The organism is Enterobacter cloacae complex sp. SHL020 (assembly GCF_049236945.1).
In the GTDB taxonomy this organism is placed as follows: Bacteria; Pseudomonadota; Gammaproteobacteria; order Enterobacterales; family Enterobacteriaceae; genus Enterobacter; species Enterobacter dykesii.
Window position 1 is genome coordinate 284831 of sequence record NZ_JBMKJF010000005.1, and the last position, 20709, is coordinate 305539.

Consider the following 20709-nt stretch of genomic DNA (forward strand, 5'->3'; position numbering starts at 1 on the left):
AAAATTTATGCGTCATATCCAGCATTTTTGAAAACTAATTGAACGTGCTTCGTCAGTCCAACAAGATCTTCATAGGCGATTGGGCCAAAATCAGGATAATGGTTTTCAATATACTCGTTAACATCTTCCATACCTTCACTCGCTCTGAGATTCTTAACAAATGTAGGCAAAATACGATGATTAACACCAGTACCATACTCTTTCGGATGATGGGTCATACACCACTCAACTTTACCTTTATATGATTGAATCGCATCTTCCAGTAAGGTAATAACTTCTGGAACCTCTTTTTCAAAACGAAAACTGGTATAAGGAGGATACTTAGAGCGATCAATTTTTTCAAAATGGTCATTTATCCATTCATCTTCAATACGGCTCTGATAATGTAACCACTCCAGTTTTCCAAGAGAACCAATGAAGTCTAACAAGATTGTTTCTTTCTTACCTATCGGAAACATTATTTTAACCCCTGTAATTTATCAGAGATCGTAACACTTCCCTGATTTATAGATTTGATATGTTTTTCCCAATCTCCTTTAGGAATTGGTTTTAAGGACACTCTTGGATCGTAAACATACTGACCATCGGTATAAACCTGATGGAAAGCTTGTTCATGTACAATTTTTCCATTTTCATACACATTTAAGTTGTACGGAGTCGTCGGCCTTGCTTCAATAATTTTGGGGGTACTTTAGGAATTGAAGCTTTCGACATTCCATTCCCTTGAATGTCTCCATCAGCTTCCACAACTCCCGGTTTCAGCCAGCCCGGACGGATATCTATTATCGGAAGTTTTTATCCTTATCCCCCAGCGAATTATTCTCAGCAACAACTCTTTCCGACGCAGGTCGCTGCGATGAACCTGTTTTCCCCCTTTTATTTCAGTTAGTTATGTCCATCCCCCCCTTGCTGTACTTCCTGCACGCCAACTTTTTGCCCCGACGCGCCTTTTTCGACCGTACACGCTACGGGCATTGTGGGGATCCCGGCGCTGGGGCCGGGATCTCAGTTAGTCATCATATTGAAGGTTTATGCTTATTTTTTCTTCTGGTATATCAACGATTATTTCACAACCTGTCCATGCTGGTTTCCCGTTAGTCATATTATTTTGGATGTAAAAATCCCTCATTTTAACTAACAGTAGTCTAAGATCGTGGCTGGCTAATTTATCAGGAACGAACCAGTCTTCATCTCCCTCTTGATCAAGATAATCATACTCATACTCACATGACTCACCATCAAGTGATAATTTAGCACGAGCAATGATCTTCATCACATTAGCAGGACCGGCATCCACTAATAACTGACCTATTTTATTATGCAGATCATCTAATTCGTTCATTTTACCCCTCCAGGGGTGTTGCTGATGTCTTTGATAACAGGACGGCCTCCGTCAATAGAATATGTTACACTAAAGCTATCGGGACGCTTATTCCCCCCCAGTGTGAACAGGTTCTATTTTAATATTAATTTGTTTGCCATCTTTCAAAGCATTAACCCATGTGTTTTCCATCTGTTTCCATACACCTTTATTCAGGTTGCCATCCATAGGAACAAGATTGAGTTTTTCGCCAGGACCATTAAAAATACTGGCAATTAAATGACCACCTTCATCACCAGAGCTACCACATTTCCCGGCCTTGCATTTCTGATAAGTGTTTCTGTCGCTTTTCGAAGCAACTAGTATCCCTTCAGCTGAACTGGTTCTTCCCAATGCATCAGTCTGGAATGTTTTATTCCCATCGACTTTATAAACAGTGTTCGGTTCCGGCTTATTCATTGCCTTGTTCCAGGCCCCTTTCTTACCTGAGTTCTCCATTATTCACTACCGCACTTATTCGATTTTTGTCTGTTTTATTCTCGAGACGAAATCTGAGCGTTTCCATAACTATTTGTACCTAGTCCAAGAACTGAGTCAGCAGGATTTCTAGGCACAATATAGTTACCGCTGCAGGTTTAGGTATCCGCCCTCCGGCATTTTACTCGTTGCCAGATGATCAGCGGCTTCGCTGGGCGAGTTATTTTCAACAACAACTCTCTCTGACATGAATTGCTGTACTGAATCCTATTCCCTTATTACTTAAGTAAGATACAACCGATTTTTTTCTACTGCTTTCCCGAACTGGCAACTTTTTACCCTGACGCACCTTTTTCGTCTGGACATGCTACCGCCCCGGTAAAAAGTCCAGTGAGTAAATTGCCTGCGGCAGTTCAGCATAACACAAGGGCGATTATGCGCAGTTCATAACAATAATGTCTGGGCTGTTTTTAAGATACAGATAGAACATCAATGTAATTAATTTTTTCGTCTCGCTCATATTCTCTTAACAGAGAATTAAAAATTTTAATTTCATCCCCAAGATTAATGATTATTAAATTAAATCCTTCATCAAAAGCTAACTTTACACCAATTATTTGTTGCTCAACTTCAGAGCAGATCACGTAAAATTTTAAGAGTATTTTTCCAAAGGCCTTCTGAAACAAATATGAGTTTGACAAATCCATGATTACTTCTTTGCCATACTCTCCGAGATCCTTTTCTTGCATTGGTGAATCAATCAGTTCAAGTGAAGCCCCATCCAGTCCGCATCTACATATAATATTCTGATATGTATCGCAAAAAACAAGTTGAAGTTGTTGAGGACTCCCTAAATCTGGAACGTCATAAACATATATTAGCCCATTGACACTCTGAAGTTTTTGTCCCACGACATTACGTGCCAGATCTTGATACCGCTCGAAATTACGCATCATTGCGGTGCCCCCTTCAGCGCATTTTTAACTGATGTATTATTTATTACACCATCTTTAAGGATGGTAACAAAGCTACCATCAGGTTTAGTAACAACGACGTCGTTTCCTTTTATTCTGAAGAATACATCACCACGACTCGCTCCGGCTTCAGTTCTTTGCCCAGCAAATTTCCCTGCAACAACTTTATCTGGATTAGTACCTATATCATTTATAATATTTAAAACACGTTCTCGATCGGCCGCATTTGAGGCATTCCCACCAAAATCCTCAACATGTTTACCAAGTTTTTTACCAACCTGTGCGTTAGTTACCGAGAATTTGGCACTAGCACCAACACCTGAAGATGGTACAGATATTTTTCCAGGACCAGGAATATATCCAGAAATTTCATCACTGGCCTTGTTGAGCAACTTCGATGCTGTTTCAAGATCACCAACTTTCAGCGCTTTTTCCGCACCTTTGATGGCCTTACCAGCAACATCGCCAGCACCTGGTATGATGCCGATGGCCGCAGCAAGATAATCAAGTGCACTGTTTGCTTCCGCGACACTTTTGATATCCCCGACCACTGGCACAAAATCTGCGCCCGTCAACAGGATATCTTTCAGTTCTGCCTGACGTTGGGTATACATCTTCACCGAGCACGCTTCCGCGCTCATCCCGGCACAGTTTTCTTTCTTATAGCGCTCGTTTTCTGCTTCGATACGCTCTTTCGCGACCTGCTGAGGTGTCTTATTCTGAGATACCGCGTCCAGTACATCACTCAGCGAATTATGCTCAACCTCCACCTTCGCCGTTTCCGACGCCATCGCCGCCATGGAGACACTGCCGTCCGTCATCGCAGCGCCCGCCAGACCTCCCGCGATACTCACCAGGTTACTGACCAGCCGTTTCTCATCTGCCGTCAGGTCACTGGATTTTTTATCTCCATACAGGGCACTGACCAGATGGTCGGTCATCGCCGAGGCCGTAATGGCCCCTATGGCACCAGCCTTCAGGCCATCCGCACTGCTACCACCACTCAGTTGCGTCAGCGCCGCAGCCACAATACCGTGCAGCGCGGCACGGGCTGTCGGGTCTTTCTGCTCCTTGACCAGGGTCGCCAACATTAGCAGACCAAAGATGTTCCGGTACCAGGAAGGGTTTCCGGGAGTGCTGAACGATACCGGCGATATGCCGGTGATTAAGCGCCGGGACGGGCATTTTAGGTGAGCCTGACTGCTAAACGGTGACCGGGATTCTTTTTAAGCAATCATATTGTCTAAAATCCAGCCTATCTCACTAAGTAATGTACAGACTTCTTCCTTAGAAGCACCTATTCTGGTTTCAAACTCAGAAACAGAGATACCATTACAAATCTCATTCAAGGCTGAATTCAGGATTAATAACTCATTCTCACCAAGGGTTAATTGAGCTTGTTTCCCTTTACAGATATTACATCCATTCATCACCTCAAATTATCAAAGTATGTCCTACCGTTTACCGGTCTAAAAGACGTTCCGCCATCAGATGCTTTCTGATAACGAATTACAACAGTACCTGTAGACTGTTCCCAATAAGCCGAACGACCACGTACTATTCCCGCATCCCAGCCTGCGCCTTAATGATAACTGGCTGGTAGAGGCGGGATTCAGCACCGACATGCCGGTCACGGTCAGCGTGGAGCAAGGACGGCTGGTGATCAAACCGACCAAGGGCTGACAGGTAAAAAGATCCCGGCTCGAAAGGCGGGATCTTTTTGCTATTGAGAATAAAAAACCTTTAGCTCTTCCGGATCACGTTCAAGTATCCCAACGTAATGTGAGTACGACCTTATCAGCTCAAGATATCCACAGATTGAATGAATCCCAAAAGCCTCAGATAAATCGGCATACCCTTCACTTCTTTCAGTAAGGACACATCCCCACCCGAGAGGAATTTCATCTTCTACAACATCAAATAGGTTTGATGGAACCCACATCGGACCACCTGATGGAGGGCAAACTAAAAAATCTATTCTGGATGCGAAGAACATCAACCCATAAACCTTATATTGCTGGTCTGGTTGCAAAGGTGAGAAGTCAGTTTCATCCGTTTCCCCCATAATTCTTACATTTTCAGGTAATGCTTTTCCTGAAATTGAGCGACATAGAACTAACATTTATAAGGTCCTATTTAAATTTGAAGTCATCAACCTGTCCTGTTTTTGTATTACGAACATAATGAACTTCAACTCCATTGACGTTTTGAGCCATTTTTACCCAACCATCAGCTCTTGGCCATCTTGGGTCCGTCATAATTACAGGCAATTGATGACCTGCAGCAGGATTAGACATAGCCTGCTCCATAGACAATTTCTCCCCTAAAGAGTTTGGTGTGGTCCTTCCGGTTGAACCTCGACCCAGTGGGATAATATCTTTACCGACCCCACCACCATTTTTAATCGGAACTGCCCCAATGCCAAGACCAGCAGTTCCAGGAAGCGGCTTGCCATCTTCGTCAAACAACACCCCGGGCCTGGCAATGTTATGAACTTTTGGCAACCGGTCGCCGTGCTCTTTCTCAAGCTCTTCCTCGTCATGGCCAGGATTCAGCGAGTTATTCTCAACCTCCACCTTCGCCGTTTCCGACGCCATCGCCGCCATGGAGACACTGCCATCCGTCACCGCAGCGCCCGCCAGACCTCCCGCGATACTCACGAGGCTACTGACCAGCCGTTTCTCCTCTGCCGTCAGGTCACTGGATTTTTTATCTCCATACAGCGCGCTGACCAGATGGTCAGTCATCGCCGAGGCCGTAATGGCCCCTATGGCACCGGCCTTCAGGCCATCAGAAGTGCTCCCGCCACTCAGCTGCGTCAGCGCTGCAGCCACAATACCGTGCAGCGCGGCACGGGCTGTCGGGTCTTTCTGCTCCTTGACCAGGGTCGCCAGCAGAGGGGCCGCCCCCGCTGCCGCGCCTGCCTTCAGGTTACCGCCAAGCGCGCCTGCCAGTAATCCCGCCGCTGCGCTGCCCTTCGTCCAGAAGGCACTCCCCGGACCGTACTCGGTATTCTGATATCCGGGCTGCGTCTTCAGGTACGCTTCCTGCTCCTGCGGCGTATCGCCCTGCAGTTTTCCTTCTGACGCCAGCTTCGCGCCCAGCGCCGCATTGGATTCCCGCGCTTTCTGCTCAGCATACTTGCCGTAAGCATCCAGCGCAGAGGTGGCCAGCGCCGCGCCTTCGCTTTGGACCGCCAGGTTATCCCTGACCTTCTGCACATCACCGTTCACGTCCACGCCGTGGTGGGCGTCAGCCGTATCACGGCTCAGGTCAGCAATATCCTGTTTCTGTCCCGCCGGGTTGCGAATGACAATGCTACCGCCACTCACCGCTGATGAGGTCGTGCCAGTGTGGCTCTCTTCTGCCTGGCCCGTACCGATGGCCGGTGCCAGGTTGCGGTTTTCACCGTTTCCGCTGCCGCCCGCGCTGCCGGACAGCGCCACCGTGTAGCCGTTGCCGCTGGTCTGGCTCTCGTTGTGGAGATTACTGAAACCCAGCGTACTCGTGTCGAGGCTATTTTTATCTGCAGACGCCGTGGATGCAATCACCGCGCCGTCAAGCTGGGTATGATTTCCGGTGGTGACAGCAAAGCCGCCCTTGCCTGCGAATATCCCGCTCTGTTCAGCAACGCTCTTACCATTCTGGGTGATATTCTCACCCGATGCACTGACGCTACCGGAAGAGGCACCATAACACAGTGGCGGTATGCACAGACTGAGGGACGCGCCTGACGAAGACTGCTTGCTGTCATAACTGGCCGTATCCTGCACGCTGCTGATGGTGAGATCGCGTCCGGTATTCACCACCACACGGTTACCTTCCAGCTCCGCACCTTTCAGGGTGGTGTCGCGTCCGCTGTTCACCGTAAGCTGTTCATCAGCATGGACAACACTGTTCGTATTGCGCTGTGACTGGCTGTTTTCCTGCCCCTTATGCTGTGACGCTCCCAGCTCCACCGAGATGCCGTTTTGCGCACCAATCAGGCTCACACCGACACCGACGCTGAACTGGCTGCCGCTGTTTTTACTCTCAGAGTGGGTTGTGTTCCGGGAGGCAGACAGCAGAATATCCCGCCCCGCATCCAGCGCCACCTGTTTACCCGCGATCTGTACCCCCACGCCAGCAATGTCATTTCCGGCACGGACAGAGACATTCTCACCGGCATTAATGGTGGTGCCCTGTGCCCCGGTGTTGGTCAGCGTGGAGCAGGGACGGCTGGTGATCGAACCGGTTAAGCTCTGACGGTTAAAGAGAAGATCCCGGCGCTGAGGCCGGGATTAGTCATAGTTATTAGAATGTTATTTCTCTGGATTGATATATGTATATCTACTATCTATTTCTAAACCAAGATCATTAGCTATTTTAAGTACTTGCGTGTATTCATCTCTACTAATCACAACATCAAAATCAGCGATGTGATCACATAGCGTTTCAAATGCTAATACGTTCTCTGAGAACCCAATATAATCAAGGGCAAAGTCAACTAGCGAAGGATCCAACCGATCCTTTAACCCTTCACCTAATAATCTAATTTTGTCATTAATATCCATCGCGCCCACACTATTTCTTAATTGGCCTTAAACCTGGAGGAGTCGGATTATTATCCGGGAACGCTGTTACTATTTTCCCACTAGCAGGCTCGTATACCACACGAACTCTAACACCCTCTCGCTCTTCCCAGGCAACCCATCTTGCTGGTCTTCCTGCATTTGTATACGCCCCGCCCGTTCCGGTCTGGGCAAACCATTTGGTATCGGGTGAAGTAGCTATATCACCCACAGCATGAACAACCTTGTCTGCTGACCAACTTTGAGGGAAAACTGTTTTTCCTGGATTTCCGGGATACAGATGTCCACCTTGCGTAGGGCTATCCCCATACAAAATATGCTGTTTCGCTTCCGGTGAAAGGATATCCACATATTTCTGGTTTGCAGGCGATAATCCAAGATCTGAGCTTGTTGGTGTAGGTAGCGAGCTACCTTTTCCTCCTTTCCCAATCCCAGCCGCTATCCCCGCTGCGCTGGTTCCGGCCACCTGCGCTAACGAGTTTATCGCAAGCTGCTTCGCCTCCGACGAATCACCCGACATCAGCGCATTATGAATAGCTGCATTTCTGTCCGCTTCAAGCTGCGGTAGCACTCCCTGAAGGTAGGCCCATTCCTGCTTCTCTTCTGTTGTCAGACTACCTGTGCTGTGAAGCTTATCACCAAGTTCGCCAAGACGATTTGCGTATGCCGTCTGCAGGCCGCCGACCTCATTAGCCTTATCAACACAGGCCTTTGCGCCTTTACACTCAACAACGCTCTTATGCTGCTCAGCATTGAGTTGCTTATATTTTTCGGTAATCCCTTTGTCACAGCCTGCATTACCCTGACACTCAGATAGCTCTTTAATGCGGTGCTGGTTCTGATCGACACTCAGCGAGTTATTCTCAACCTCCACCTTCGCCGTTTCTGACGCCGTCGCCGCCATGGAGACGCTGCCATCCGTAACCACAGCGCCCGCCAGACCACCCGCGATACTCACGAGGCTACTGACCAGCCGTTTTTCCTCTGGCGTCAGGTCACTGGATTTTTTATCTCCATACAGCGCACTGACCAGATGGTCGGTCATCGCCGAGGCCGTAATGGCCCCTATGGCACCGGCCTTCAGGCCATCAGAAGTGCTCCCGCCACTCAGCTGCGTCAGCGCTGCAGCCACAATACCGTGCAGCGCGGCACGGGCTGTCGGGTCTTTCTGCTCCTTGACCAGGGTCGCCAGCAGAGGGGCCGCCCCCGCTGCCGCGCCTGCCTTCAGGTTACCGCCAAGCGCGCCTGCCAGTAATCCCGCCGCTGCACTGCCCTTCGTCCAGAAATCACTCCCCGGACCGTATTCGGTATTCTGATATCCGGGCTGCGTCTTCAGGAACGCTTCCTGCTCCTGCGGGGTATCGCCCTGTAGTTTTCCTTCTGACGCCAGCTTCGCGCCCAGCGCCGCATTGGACTCCCGCGCTTTCTGCTCCGCATACTTGCCGTAAGCATCCAGCGCAGAAGAGGCGAGCGCCGCGCCTTCACTCTGAACCGCCAGGTTATCCCTGACCTTCTGCACATCACCGTTCACGTCCACGCCGTGGTGGGCGTCAGCCGTATCACGGCTCAGGTCAGCAATATCCTGTTTCTGTCCCGCCGGGTTGCGAATGACAATGCTACCGCCACTCACTGCTGATGAGGTCGTGCCAGTGTGGCTCTCTTCTGCCTGGCCCGTACCGATGGCCGGTGCCAGGTTGCGGTTTTCACCGTTTCTGCTGCCGCCCGCGCTGCCGGACAGCGCCACCGTGTAGCCGTTGCCGCTGGTCTGGCTCTCGTTGTGGAGATTACTGAAACCCAGCGTACCGGTGTCGAGGCTATTTTTATCTGCAGACGCCGTGGATGCAATCACCGAGCCGTCAAGCTGGGTATGATTTCCGGTGGTGACAGCAAAGCCGCCCTTGCCTGCGAATATCCCGCTCTGTTCAGCAACGCTCTTACCATTCTGGGTGATATTCTCACCCGATGCACTGACGCTACCGGAAGAGGCACCATAACACAGTGGCGGTATGCACAGACTGAGGGACGCGCCTGACGAAGACTGCTTGCTGTCATAACTGGCCGTATCCTGCACGCTGCTGATGGTGAGATCGCGCCCGGTGTTGACCACCACACGGTTACCTTCCAGCTCCGCACCTTTCAGGGTGGTGTCGCGTCCGCTGTTCACCGTAAGCTGTTCATCAGCATGGACAACCCTGTTCGAATTGCCCTGTGACTGGCTGTTATCCTGCCCCTTATGCTGTGACGCTCCCAGCTCCACCGAGATGCCGTTTTGCGCACCAATCAGGCTCACACCGACACCGACGCTGAACTGGCTACCGCTGTTTTTACTCTCAGAGAGGGTTGTGTTCCGGGAGGCAGACAGCAGAATATCCCGCCCCGCATCCAGCGCTACGTGTTTACCCGCGATCTGTACCCCCATACCGGCAATGTCATTTCCGGCACGGACAGAGACATTCTCGCCGGCATTAATGGTGGTGCCCTGCGTGTCGGTACTGTGGTAACGACTGTCCTGAGATGACGTCCCCGCCGTTAAAGACACTTTAGCCTTGATGAGCGACGAGTCCGACATAGCGCCCTGCGCCGCGGTTGCCGCCGACTGGCCGGTTCTGATGGCGGTCAGCCGTGGATCATCGCCGTTTTCTGCACTGCGGGCTGCCGTCTCAGCGGCTTTTGCAGCCTCAACAGCCCAGCCGCCAGCAGATGCCGTCACACCATACTGGGCGCTGCTGCTGTGGTTTTCACCGTCACGGGTATCCCGGCTCACCCCCATGAGGACATTTTCGCCACTGAGTGACACCGATTTACCGGCACGGATATCCGTACCTGACAGGGAGAGATCGTTACCGGCCTGCGCGACAACGTTACCGTTTTTGCTGCTTAGCTGGCTGCGCAATCCGTTTTCGAGGCTGCTATCTTCCCGACTGCTGTTTTTTTCATGACGGTAGCCTGCCGTGGCGCTGTAACCATCGCCGCCCAGCGTTCCCAGCAATTTGCTGCTGCCGCTGCTCTCACTGCGCGATGTATCGCGTCCGGCAGAAACGGAGATATCCCCATGTGTGGCTGACAGCAGAAGATCGTCCGTGGCGGTCATCAGGCTGCCGCTGATATTCACGCTGCCGTCACGACTGTTAACGTAAATATCTGAGCCCTGAATGACCGACGCGTTTTGTGTGGTCCGGGTGCCGCTATTATTGCTCTCCGCCTTGCTCATCCCGCCCGGGAGAAGCTGATTGCCGTGGGAACCCCCACCCGAGATGGCGCGAACAGCACTTCCGGCGCTCAGGGCGCTCGAAAGATTCCAGCCGCTATTTTTAGTGCTGTTGCTGTATTTTTCGCTGTCTGTGGAGGTGGTGATATCAACGTCGCGTTTCGCATCGAGGATCACCGTTTCACCGGCCTTAGCCTGGCTTCCGGCAATCAGGATATTGCCGCTGTTGCTGCCTCCCTGTTTACCGGTGGCAGTCATCTGGATATTGCCTGCGGCGGCAAGATGGCTGCCGCTGTTAAACTCGCCCTCGTAGTGCGACTCAGAGGAAGCCCGGGTGCGTCCTGCGGAAATGGCCATCATCTGGCCTGGTCCGTCAAGCGCGAGCGCACCGCCTTCCGCCCCCAGCCCCTTCACTTTATCGACGGTGCTGTTGCCACTGTTGCCCTTACCACGAACGATATCGCGCACGTTACGCACAGTGTCTTCAAATGGCGCTTTCACACTGACCGTTACGCCAGACGATTTGGACTCCTGCTTCATGGACTCAGTGGCCGTATCCCGTCCAGGAAGGATGGAGATGCTGTCGCCAGTGATATCGATATGGCCGGTTTTGCGGGAGGAATCATCCTTCGTTCTTCCGGCAACCACGTCTGCCGCGCTCAACTGGACATCATTTCCGGCGCTGATGATGACATTACCGCCAGCAGTGCCCACCGTGCTGCGGGCATCGCTCTGTGTCGTATTTTCCCCCTGTCGGGTGCTTTTTGAAGACTGCGACCCGATGGTGATACCCAATCCCGACCCGCTGGAGAAAACGCCGGATTTCTTCGTCTTCTTCATGTCGTAGAACGTATCGGTGTTGGTTGCTGCCTCCACGGTCAGATCATTTCCAGCCTTCAGGACCACATCGCGCTCAGCGGCAACTGATGAGCCCTGCACCGTCAGGTTGTTGCCAGCCCGGAGAGCAACGTTGTCGCCGGAAAGCTGCGTGCCTTTCTCACGCGTATGCGTCTCTTCGTGGATGGTGTGAGTGGTTTTCTTGCTGAGGAACCCACCGGACGTCTTTTTCTCCTCCCGGTACGCATAGTCACTTTCCGTCGCTGTGGAAAGGGTGATATCCCGCCCGGCGGCCACGGCTGTATCGCCTGCGGCATAGACATCTGCAGCCTGTGCCGTCACATCCCGTCCTGCGAAAACAGTCACATTCCCGCCCGCAGTGATGTCGGTTCCCTGCTGGCGAACCGACTCGTTAATAACGGTTTTCTTGCCTGACCTGTAGCTGTCGCCCTGCGTGGTCTCTTCCGCAGCCAGATTCACGTCGCGCCCCGCCTGCAGCCCGACGCTTTTCTCCGCCGCCAGCGCGGCGGCCTGCGCGTTGATATCCTGCCCGGCCTTCAGGACCAGGTTATCGCCAGCGGAAATCGTGGTGCGGTCGAGCCCGGTGCTGTGGGACTCGCTTTTCCCTTTCCGGCTGCTTTCGCTGGTCTGTGCCGCGTTCAGATTGAGATCGTTGCCCGCGCTCAGCCCCGCGCTGCCGCCCGCCTTCAGGTCGCTGGCGGTCACGTCAAGGTTGTGCCCGGCGTTCACCAGCAGGTTGCCGCCCGCGGTGAGGTTACTTCCCTGATACGTGACGGAGGAACGGCTGGTTTTCTCCCGGCTGGAGCTGAATGCGTCGTTGATCTGATTCGCGTTGACGGCAATATCGCCCCACGCGTTCAGCAGCATATCGCCGCCGGAGGCCAGGTTCGCCCCGGTGACGGTGATGTTTTTACCCGCCTCAAGCGACAGGCCATCCTGTGCGGTAATCGACGCCGTGTTGCCCAGCAGGGTGTCCTTCAGGCCGATGTTGCCGTATTTCCCTTTGGCGTTGATATCAATCTGCTCAACCTGCGTCAGGTTGTTGATGCTGCCGTCCAGGCTCTCCAGCGCGACCGTTTTGCCGCTGATGGTGGAGCTGATGTTATTGATATCGCCGATGGCGCTCAGGTTCAGGTCGCCGCCCGCTTTCATCAGGCCGTTGCTGAGGTTGCTGATGCTGTTCTGGCTGTCGAGCGTCAGGCTGTTTTTCGCCAGCAGCGTGCTGCCGCTGTTGGTGATGTCACCGCCCTTCAGGGTGACGTTGTTGCCCGCGATCACGCTGCCGTTATTGACGGTGACGTCCTTCGGCGACAGGTAGAGTTTCGGTACCATCACCGTTTCGCCGTTGACGGTGGCTTTCTCCCACCACAGCAGGCTGTGGTCGAGCGCGGCAATCTGATCGGCGGTCAGCGAGACGCCAAACTGCAGGCCCAGCGACTGCTGCGCCGCCGCCGCGTTGTCCATCAGATAGCGCATCTGATCAAGGTCGGAGCCGATGCCGTTCAGGTAGCGGTTACCGGTCTGGTTGAGCACCACGTTGGAGACATAGCGGGTATCGAACGCCGCATCGCCGAGGAAGCGGTAATCGTAATCCGGGTTCAGGTTGAGGCGCCCCAGCATATAGGACGAGCCGAGGAACTTCTTCTCGTCGGTAAACGCCAGCCGCGTCTCCTGCGGCGCCGTGGACGACGGTTTGATCCCGAGCATCGCGTTCAGGTCGGCAAACAGGGCGGGATCAAGCTGTCCGAGACCGTTCAGTTTCGGGTTGATGCCGATCAGGTACGGGCTTTTCGGGTTATCGGAAAAGACGAAATAGCCGTTGTTGCCCGAGGGCAGCGGATAAGCGCTGGTATCGACGCGCTGTCCCTGATAATGCCCGACGGCTCCGCCCTGAGCGGTTCGGAGATCGGCGGTGGTGACTCCGGCGTTCGCCAGCGCGCCCAGTTGGCCGAGGTTCGCGTTGCCTTTCTGCGTGGTGCCAATGTTGCTGAGAGGCGTGCCGGACGCGCCGCCGTTTTCCAGCGCACCGCCGCCGTTAAGCTGCTGCAGCGCACCCTGGAGCTGGTCGTTCCACTGCGGCGAGTTCACCGCCACGGTGCCGGTCGTGTTCAGCCCCTGTTTTTGCACACCGCTGCCGATAGTCTGGTTGCTGAGGGTGTTCAGCGACGGCGTGGAGATAACGTTGCTGATGCCGCCCGCGTTGGCAGTGGTATTGGTGTTGCTGATGTTACTGGTGAAGTTTGCGGTGACGTTGCCGCCCGCCTGGATGACGGCGCGATACGTCGCTCCATCAGTAGTAAATTCCGTCTTATGTTCACCTAACCGATAAGGTACATAACTGCGGTATTTTAATTCATCCTCATCCCACCAATACCATTTATTATTACTAAGCTTCTCCAATGGTTGCCAATAATCACTACCACAATCATAATAGAACCATTCACAACGATAATTTGCCTCAACATATTCAACTTTACGCCCACCTTCTGCGGAAAGGTTATTCAAAGTTGAACCGGAGAGTGCAATATCCCGTCCTGCAAGGACATTGCTAGCTTTGTTTTCCATTGAGCCAGCATTAATATTAATATCGCGCCCGGCGGCAATGCTGGCCGCGCCCCCGTTAGCTGAAACCTGAACGACGGACTCACTAAGAATGAACTGCCGGGTATCTTCGCCAGACAGACGATATTGGATTACATTACGACAGTGTTCATTCATTGCTCCCGTGCAATTTTGCCATGAATAATAAACAACCTTTTCCCCGTTATTTTTCCATTCTTCCAAGCTAATTTCAAAATCCGGCTTATCTTTCACATAATAAACACGACTCAGAGGCTTAGACGTGTCGGGTAAAGCATTCGAGTATTTATTTTCATAGCTACTGATATTCAATCCATCACGTTCATTCAATAAATGCCCCGTTCTGATCGTAATATCCCCATTCTGCGTCTCAATATTCCCCGACGTGTTCACCACCTGGCTGTTCGCATTCCCTGCCGCATCCCGCTGCATCCACAGGTTGTTTCCCGCCATGATGTCGCCGCGCCGGTTGGTGATGCTGTCGGCAAACAGCGCCAGGTTATTCGCCGCGTACAGCAGCGCGGTGTTGACGATGGCGCCCGGCGCGCTGAGGGTCAGCGAGCCGCGCGTGCCGGTGAAGCCATCGACGGTAATATTGCTCCGGCTGGCCACGGTGATGTCGCCCCCGCCCTGCACCGCGCCCGCGGCGTTCAGCGCCACGCTGCTGCCGGAGAGCGTACTCGTGCCGCCGCCGGTGGTGATTTGTCCGTTGTTGCTGAGCTGCCCGCCCGCGCTGAGGTTAACCGCCTGCCCCTGCAGCACGCTGCGGTTATCGATGTCGCCGCCGCTGCTGATGGTCAGGGTTCTGCCTGCCGCCACGGCGGTCCGGCTGGTAAACGCGTTCGTCAGCTGCAGCGTTAAGTCCCCCAGGGAGACCAGCTGGCCGGTGAGGTCCAGCCCCCGGCTCTGCAGCCACAGGTTGCCGCCGCTCAGCAGCTTACCGCCCGCGCTCTGGGTCACCTGCCCGGCATTAATGTTCAGCTGCGCGTTGCCGAGCAGCGTGCCGCTGTTGTTCAGCTGGCCGTAGTTAACCGTCAGCTGTCCCGCCTGGGTGGTGCCCTGGCTGGCAAACGTGGTGCCGGTCAGGGTGGCGCGATCGGCCACCCACGTGCCGCCGTTGGTGGCGTTTGCCGCATTGAGTATCAGGTCGGTGGCCTGCAGCCAGCCGGTGCCGGTGAACTGCGGCGTGCCGAGCGTCAGGCGCGCGCCGGACAGCAGCCTGCCGTCGTTACGCGCCTGCGAGGAGGCGGTCACGCGCGTCTCGCCGCCGCCCTGAATCAGGCCGTAGTTAAACAGCGCGGGCGTGGTCAGCGTCAGGCCATCGCGGCTGACGATTTCGCCCCCGCTGCTGTTGGTCAGCGTCCCGCTGAGGGCCAGCGTCGCGCCGTTATCGCCCTGCAGGCGTCCGCCGTTGGTGAGCGCCCCGGTGGTGATGCCGAGCGTGCTCCCCTGCATTTTGCCGTCGCTGGTGACGGAAGCCGCCGTGACGTTCAGCGCCCCGCCGGAGAGCAGGGTGCCGCCAGACTGCTGGCTGACCGCGCCGGTCTGGCTGAGGGTCAGGCCATTCACCCCGCTGATGGCACCGCTGTTGCTGAGCGTGCCGCCGGTCAGCGTCAGGTTTTTCGCCGCCCACTGCCCCTGGTTCGCCAGCGTGGCGGCCTGCAGCGTGGCCGTACCCAGCGCGGTAATCTTACTGCCCGTGGTTCCGGTGAGCGTGTCGGCCAGCGTCATCTGCAGCCCGTCAGCGCTCTGCACCGCGCCGCTGTTGGTGAGCGACCGGGCGTTAAGCAGGATGTTCTGCGCCTGCCAGCTGCCGGCGTTGGTCACCGCCCCGGACGCAATCGTCAGGGTGCCCTGAGTAAGCAGCTTACCGCCTGCGCCGTTAATGAGTTCCTGCTGCGGCGCGGCCATCGCCATGCGCGCCATCAGCCGCTGCTGCCCCTGAACGGTCAGGCTCTGCAGGCCGGTCAGGGTGCCCTGGTTGTTAATGCTGTCCTGGCGCAGCGCGAGGGTGTTCCCCTGCACGGTGCCGCTGTTTTTAAGCGTGCTGCCGCCGAGCGTCACGTCCCCTTCGCTGAGGAGCTGCCCGCGGTTATCCAGCGTCTGCGCGGTGATATCCGCCCGCCCCTGGCTCATCAGCGAGCCGGACGAGGTCAGCGTGCCGCCTGCATTTGCCGTCAGCGTTCCCTGGCTGAGCAGGGACCCGCCGTGCGTCCAGTCGCTGGCGCGGATGTCCGCGCCGTTCCCCTGCAGCGTGCCCTGGGTGGCCAGCTGGCCTGCGTCCAGCGTCAGCATACCGCCGGAGAGGGTGCGCGAGGCCGCGCCCGTGGTCAGCGTGGTCACGGTGAGCGTCAGGCCGTTCGCTCCCTGCATCAGCCCGCCGTTGTTCATATCGCGGGCAGTGAGGGACAGCGTGCCGCCGGTGATGCGCCCCGGGTTCGCCAGGGTGTCCGCGGTGAAGGCGGTCGCGCCGCCGCTCTGCAGCAGCCCGGTATTGGTTAACGCCCCGCCGAGCGTGCCGCTGAGCCCCGTCTGCCCGTTCACCGTGCCGCTGTTGGTGAGGGTGGTGCCGGTCATGTCCAGCGTCGCCCCCTGCAGCGTGCCGGCGTTCGTCAGCTGCCCGCCCGTCAGCGTGAAGCCGCCGCCGGAGAGCCATTTACCGTTCAGCTCGTTGATAAAGCGGTCAGCGGCGGCGTTAACCGCGCTGCTGCCCTGCATCAGGCCGCTGTTGCGCAGCTCCGTCGCGCCTGCGGTCAGCGTTCTGCCCGCCACCGTGCCGCTGCTGGTCAGCGTCGTCGCGTGAAGCGCGGCATCGCCGGTGGCCACGATGTTCCCGGTACTGGTCAGGGCGTTGCCCAGGCCCAAATCCAGGTCCTGCGCCTGAATATCGCCCCGGTTGGTCAGGTCGCTGCCCCGCAGGGTGAACCCGCCGTTCACCAGCAGCAGGCCGGCGTTATCGAGCGTGTCGAGGGACAGGTCCAGAGAACTGCCGCTAATCAGCTGCCCGGTGGCGCCGTTGCTCAGGGCGCGGGTGGTCAGCGCCAGCGTGTCGTTGCCCTGAAGAATCCCGGTGTTGTTCAGCTGCGCAGCCTTCACCGTGAGGGCTTTCCCGGCCAGCCGGCCGTCGTTAAACAGCTGCGCCGCGGTCAGCGTGAACAGGTTCTGGCTGAGCAGGGCGCCGGTGTTATCGAGCCTGCCGGTCGCGGCAAGCGTCAGGGCGTCCAGGGCCTGAACGCTGCCCTGGTTATTCAGGCTTGCGGCGTCAAGCGTCGCGCTGCGCCCCTGCAGGCTGCCCGCGTTGCTCAGCGTTTGTCCGCTGAGCGTCAGGGTCCCGCCGCCCGTCACCTGCCCCTGAGCCTGGTTCGCGAAGGTGTTCCCGGACCAGGCCAGCGTGCTGCTGCCCTGAAGCAGGCCGCTGTTCTGCAGGTCGCCCCGCAGGGTCAGCACTTTCGCCAGCAGCTGGCCCCGGTTATCGGTCCTGCCGGCCTGGACGTCCAGCGCCTGCTGGCTGAGCACCTTGCCGCTGTTGGTCAGCGTGCCGGTCACCGCCGCCGTCACGCCCGCTTCCCCCAGCGCGTTGCCTGTATTCATCCACTCGCCGGTGGCCAGGTTCAGGGTGTTGCCCTGCAGCAGCCCGGCGTTGTTCAGGGTGGTGTGGTGCAGGCCGAGCGCGCCGCCGGAGAGCAGCATGCCCGCCTGCTGGTTGCTGAGCTGTGCCCCGGTCGCCGTCAGGGAGTGCGTTCCCTGCAGCGTGCCGCCGTTGGTCACCGACGCGCTGTTAAGCTGCGCGTCGGCTCCGGCCATCAGCCCGCTGTTTGTAAGTTCAGCGGCGGTCAGCGTCAGGCCGTCCCGGGCAATCACCCGGCCGCCGGCCTCGTTGCTGGCCTGGCGGGTCAGGTTCAGCAGCAGCGCGGTGGCGCTGAGCTCGCCGCTGTTGGCCAGCGTTTCACCGTTAAGCGTCAGCGTTCCGCCGCTGCGCAGCGCGCCGCGGTTAGTGAGGTCTGCCACGCCAAGCGTCAGGGCCGTATCCCCCTCAACGGTACCCTGGTTCTCCAGGCTGTCCGCCGTGATGTGCAGGTCGCCGGCGGCAATACTGCCCGCGTTAGTAAACGCAGTGCCGTTCAGGGTGAGCCGGTCGTCCGCCAGCAGGCGTCCGGTATCGGTGTTGGTCAGGCTGAGGTACTCACCGCTCAGGCTGACGCCGTTGATTTCGCCCTGGTTTGTCAGCGTGTCGCCTTTAAGGCGCAGCGTGCCGTCGGTGGTGATAAGCCCGCTGTTGGCCAGCGCCGGGATATTCAGCGTTAAATCCTGCGCGCTGTAGACCGACCCGCCCGCGAGGTTCGTCAGTGACCCGGTCTTCAGGCCGAGCAGGGTGGTCCCCTGCAGCAGCCCGCCGTTCTCCACCGAGGCAGCGTCCAGCGCCAGCGTACCGGCAACCAGCGAACCGCTGCTGGTGATGCGCCCGGGGGCCGTCAGGGTCATGCGGTCCGCTTTTGCGGCACCGGACTGGAGGATGTTCTGTCCGCCGAGCGTGATGGCGCCGGCGGAGAGCTCCCCGCCGCTGGTCAGGTCGCCGGACGCGTTAAAGCTCAGCGCGTCACCGGTGGATTTCCCGGCGTGCGCAATCGTGCCCGCCGTCACCGACAGGGCGCCTTTCGCCGCCTGCGTGCCGTTCAGCGCGGCATTCTGCGCCTGCAGGGTGAGCGCCTGCCCGCTCTGCAGGTGCGCATCCCGGCCGGTGGTCAGGTCGCCGGCGCTGACGGTGACCGCCCCCGCCGCGTCCGTCTGCCCGTTCAGGCTGGCGCTGCGGGTCGCGGTAATCTGTATATTGCCCTGGCTGGTCGTGCGGGACGCCTGACCGCTGGTCAGGGTGCCGGCCTGCGCCGTCAGCGCCGTCGCGCCGGACAGGGTGCCGTTTTGTTCAAGGTTGCCTGCGGTCACGTTCATCGCGCCGTCAGCCAGCAGGCTGCCGCCGTTACGCAGGGTCTGCTGCGCCGTGACGGTCGCATCACCTTTCGCGCTCAGCGTGCCCCGCTGCGCCAGGGTTCCGGCGCTTAACGCCAGGTTGCCGGCGCTCTGCAGGGTGCCGTTGTTGGTCACCGTCTGTCCCTTCAGGGTGACGTCGCTGCCCTGCGCCGTGCCGTCATTCGTCAGCTCTCCGGCGTTCACGTCAAGGCGGCCTTTCGCCGCCAGCAGGCCGCTGCTTGACACCCTGTCGCCGGAGAGCGCAATGTCGCGCCCCGCATTCACCTGCCCCTGGTTACTGACGGTGCTGCCCGTCAGGCGGATATCGGCCGTGGCATCGGCCCGACTCTGGCCGTCCAGCACCAGCTGCCCGCCGCTCAGCGCGAGGCTCTCCCCAGCTGAGACCGCACTGCCCGTGGAGGACAGCGTGCCGCCGCTGCTGAGGGTCGCGCGGGTATCGCTTCCGCTGCGGGTATTCGTCAGGGTGATATCTTTCCCGGCCGCCACGCTGAGCGCGCCCTTGCTGGTGACGCTGCCGCCGCGCTGCGTCAGGCTGCCACCGGTGGACAGCGTGGTGTCGGCCTGACCCGTCAGCGTTGCATCCGCAAGCGCCATTCCCTGTTTGCTCGTGACGGTCAGCGCCCCGCCCTGTGCCGACACGCCGCCGCCGTTGACGGTCAGAGTGTCCTGACTGTCCAGCGTCGCCGCGCCGCGGGAGATAAGGGAGGTATTGCTGAGCGTCATCGCCTGCCCGCTGCTGACCGCCAGCGCGCCCGCGCTGTTTGTCCCGCCACCGGTCATCTGCACTTTCCCCGCCGCAGAAAGGCGCATATCGCCCTGGCTGGCGAGCGTGCTGTTACTGAGCTCCACATCCTGCGAGCTGGCCACGTTCAGCGCGCCACCAGCCTGATGGCTGCCGCTGAGGGTCACTCCCGCGCCATTCGCGCGAATCGAGCCGCTGGCCAGGCTGTTCCTGACCGTCAGTCTGCCGCCCGCATCCAGCTGAATGTCCCCCTGGCGCGCGGTGAGGTTGCCGAGGTTCACCCCCACGCCCGCCTCGCTGGAGACCAGGCGGATACGGTTGGCATACATCCCGCCGAGCGCGCCGGTATCCACCGCCACCACGGGCGCGGCGCCCTCACCGGCAATCGGCCTGACGCTGCCGTCTGCGCCCACGCGGTTCGCCCCTGCCGTTACCGTCAGGTCGTTCGCGTGGATCGCGGCGTTCACTTCCGTTGCGCGCGCAATAATCGACAGCGCGTCGCTTTTACTGGCGTCCAGCCCCTGGCCTTCAACCGTGATGGCGCCTTTCGTCACCTCCAGCGCCTGCAGGTTACCGCTGGCGTCGAACTGCGGTTTCCCCGTGGTCAGGGTGACGTTCGGGGTGTTGATAAATCCGCATCCGTTACAGGTGATCCCGTACGGGTTGGCCACCATGACGTTTGCCGCCTTACCGGCGACTTCCGTGTAGCCCTGCAGCTGCGAGCGGCTGGCGCCCGTGACTTCGTTGATGATGCCCTTCGCTTCCCGCCCGGCCTGCAGGTTGGGGTTGTTCTGGATAAGCCCGCCCAGCTGGGTTCGGGTTAAGCGGTCCGTGCCGTTATTGAGGATAAGCCCCTCGTTGCCGACGTTATACTCACCGAACTGGTTATGCGAGATACCCGCCCCGTTGGGCGTGGCGATGTTGACGACCGGCACCCCGTTCCCCGCCCGATCGACCGTGGTCTGCCCGGCCGGCGTAAGCGCCGCCGCGAC

At 57.2% G+C, this 20709-nt stretch carries 10 protein-coding genes and 1 pseudogene; 1 reads left to right on the forward strand and 10 read right to left on the reverse strand.

The annotated features are described in order from the left end of the window. Window positions 1-5: 5 nt before the first annotated feature. The 5 genes from ACOTZB_RS15155 to ACOTZB_RS15175 all read right to left on the reverse strand — a co-directional run bounded on the left by ACOTZB_RS15155 (window position 6) and on the right by ACOTZB_RS15175 (window position 3863). On the reverse strand, window positions 6-458 hold the full coding sequence (locus tag ACOTZB_RS15155) for a hypothetical protein (RefSeq protein ID WP_337281381.1): 453 nt from the start codon (window positions 456-458) through the stop codon (window positions 6-8). A gap of 551 nt (window positions 459-1009) precedes the next feature. Continuing rightward, the gene (locus ACOTZB_RS15160) at window positions 1010-1342 is read right to left on the reverse strand and encodes a hypothetical protein (RefSeq protein ID WP_421627636.1); all 333 of its coding nucleotides are present in this window, start codon (window positions 1340-1342) and stop codon (window positions 1010-1012) included. 87 nt (window positions 1343-1429) lie between these two features. After that, complete coding sequence (locus ACOTZB_RS15165) at window positions 1430-1780, reverse strand: DNA/RNA non-specific endonuclease (RefSeq protein ID WP_421627638.1); 351 nt, start codon at window positions 1778-1780, stop codon at window positions 1430-1432. A gap of 488 nt (window positions 1781-2268) precedes the next feature. Further along, entirely contained in the window at window positions 2269-2754 is a 486-nt protein-coding gene (locus ACOTZB_RS15170) for a hypothetical protein (RefSeq protein WP_421627640.1), read from the reverse strand. Beyond that, window positions 2751-3863, reverse strand: coding sequence for a VENN motif pre-toxin domain-containing protein (locus ACOTZB_RS15175; RefSeq protein ID WP_421627641.1), 1113 nt, complete (start codon window positions 3861-3863; stop codon window positions 2751-2753). The genes ACOTZB_RS15170 and ACOTZB_RS15175 overlap by 4 nt, the downstream gene beginning before the upstream one ends. A 505-nt stretch (window positions 3864-4368) precedes the next feature. On the opposite strand from ACOTZB_RS15175, the gene ACOTZB_RS15180 reads away from it, so the two are divergent. Continuing rightward, entirely contained in the window at window positions 4369-4455 is an 87-nt protein-coding gene (locus ACOTZB_RS15180; protein ID WP_224435148.1) for a SymE family type I addiction module toxin, read from the forward strand. A 40-nt stretch (window positions 4456-4495) separates the two neighbouring features. Here the strand turns inward: ACOTZB_RS15180 and ACOTZB_RS15185 are convergent, their stop codons facing one another. From ACOTZB_RS15185 to ACOTZB_RS15205, 5 genes and pseudogenes are all read right to left on the reverse strand, one after another. Beyond that, complete coding sequence (locus ACOTZB_RS15185; protein WP_126327813.1) at window positions 4496-4894, reverse strand: hypothetical protein; 399 nt, start codon at window positions 4892-4894, stop codon at window positions 4496-4498. A gap of 10 nt (window positions 4895-4904) precedes the next feature. Further along, window positions 4905-6998 carry a hemagglutinin repeat-containing protein gene (locus ACOTZB_RS15190; RefSeq protein ID WP_421627650.1) on the reverse strand — a complete coding sequence of 698 codons (2094 nt, stop codon included), beginning with the start codon at window positions 6996-6998 and terminating at the stop codon, window positions 4905-4907. A gap of 75 nt (window positions 6999-7073) precedes the next feature. After that, complete coding sequence (locus tag ACOTZB_RS15195; protein WP_133295100.1) at window positions 7074-7325, reverse strand: MafI family immunity protein; 252 nt, start codon at window positions 7323-7325, stop codon at window positions 7074-7076. Between the two features lie 10 nt (window positions 7326-7335). After that, window positions 7336-10554, reverse strand: coding sequence for a hemagglutinin repeat-containing protein (locus ACOTZB_RS15200; protein ID WP_421627651.1), 3219 nt, complete (start codon window positions 10552-10554; stop codon window positions 7336-7338). A 36-nt stretch (window positions 10555-10590) separates the two neighbouring features. Continuing rightward, window positions 10591-20709: pseudogene (locus ACOTZB_RS15205) on the reverse strand (hemagglutinin repeat-containing protein); the annotation flags it as partial.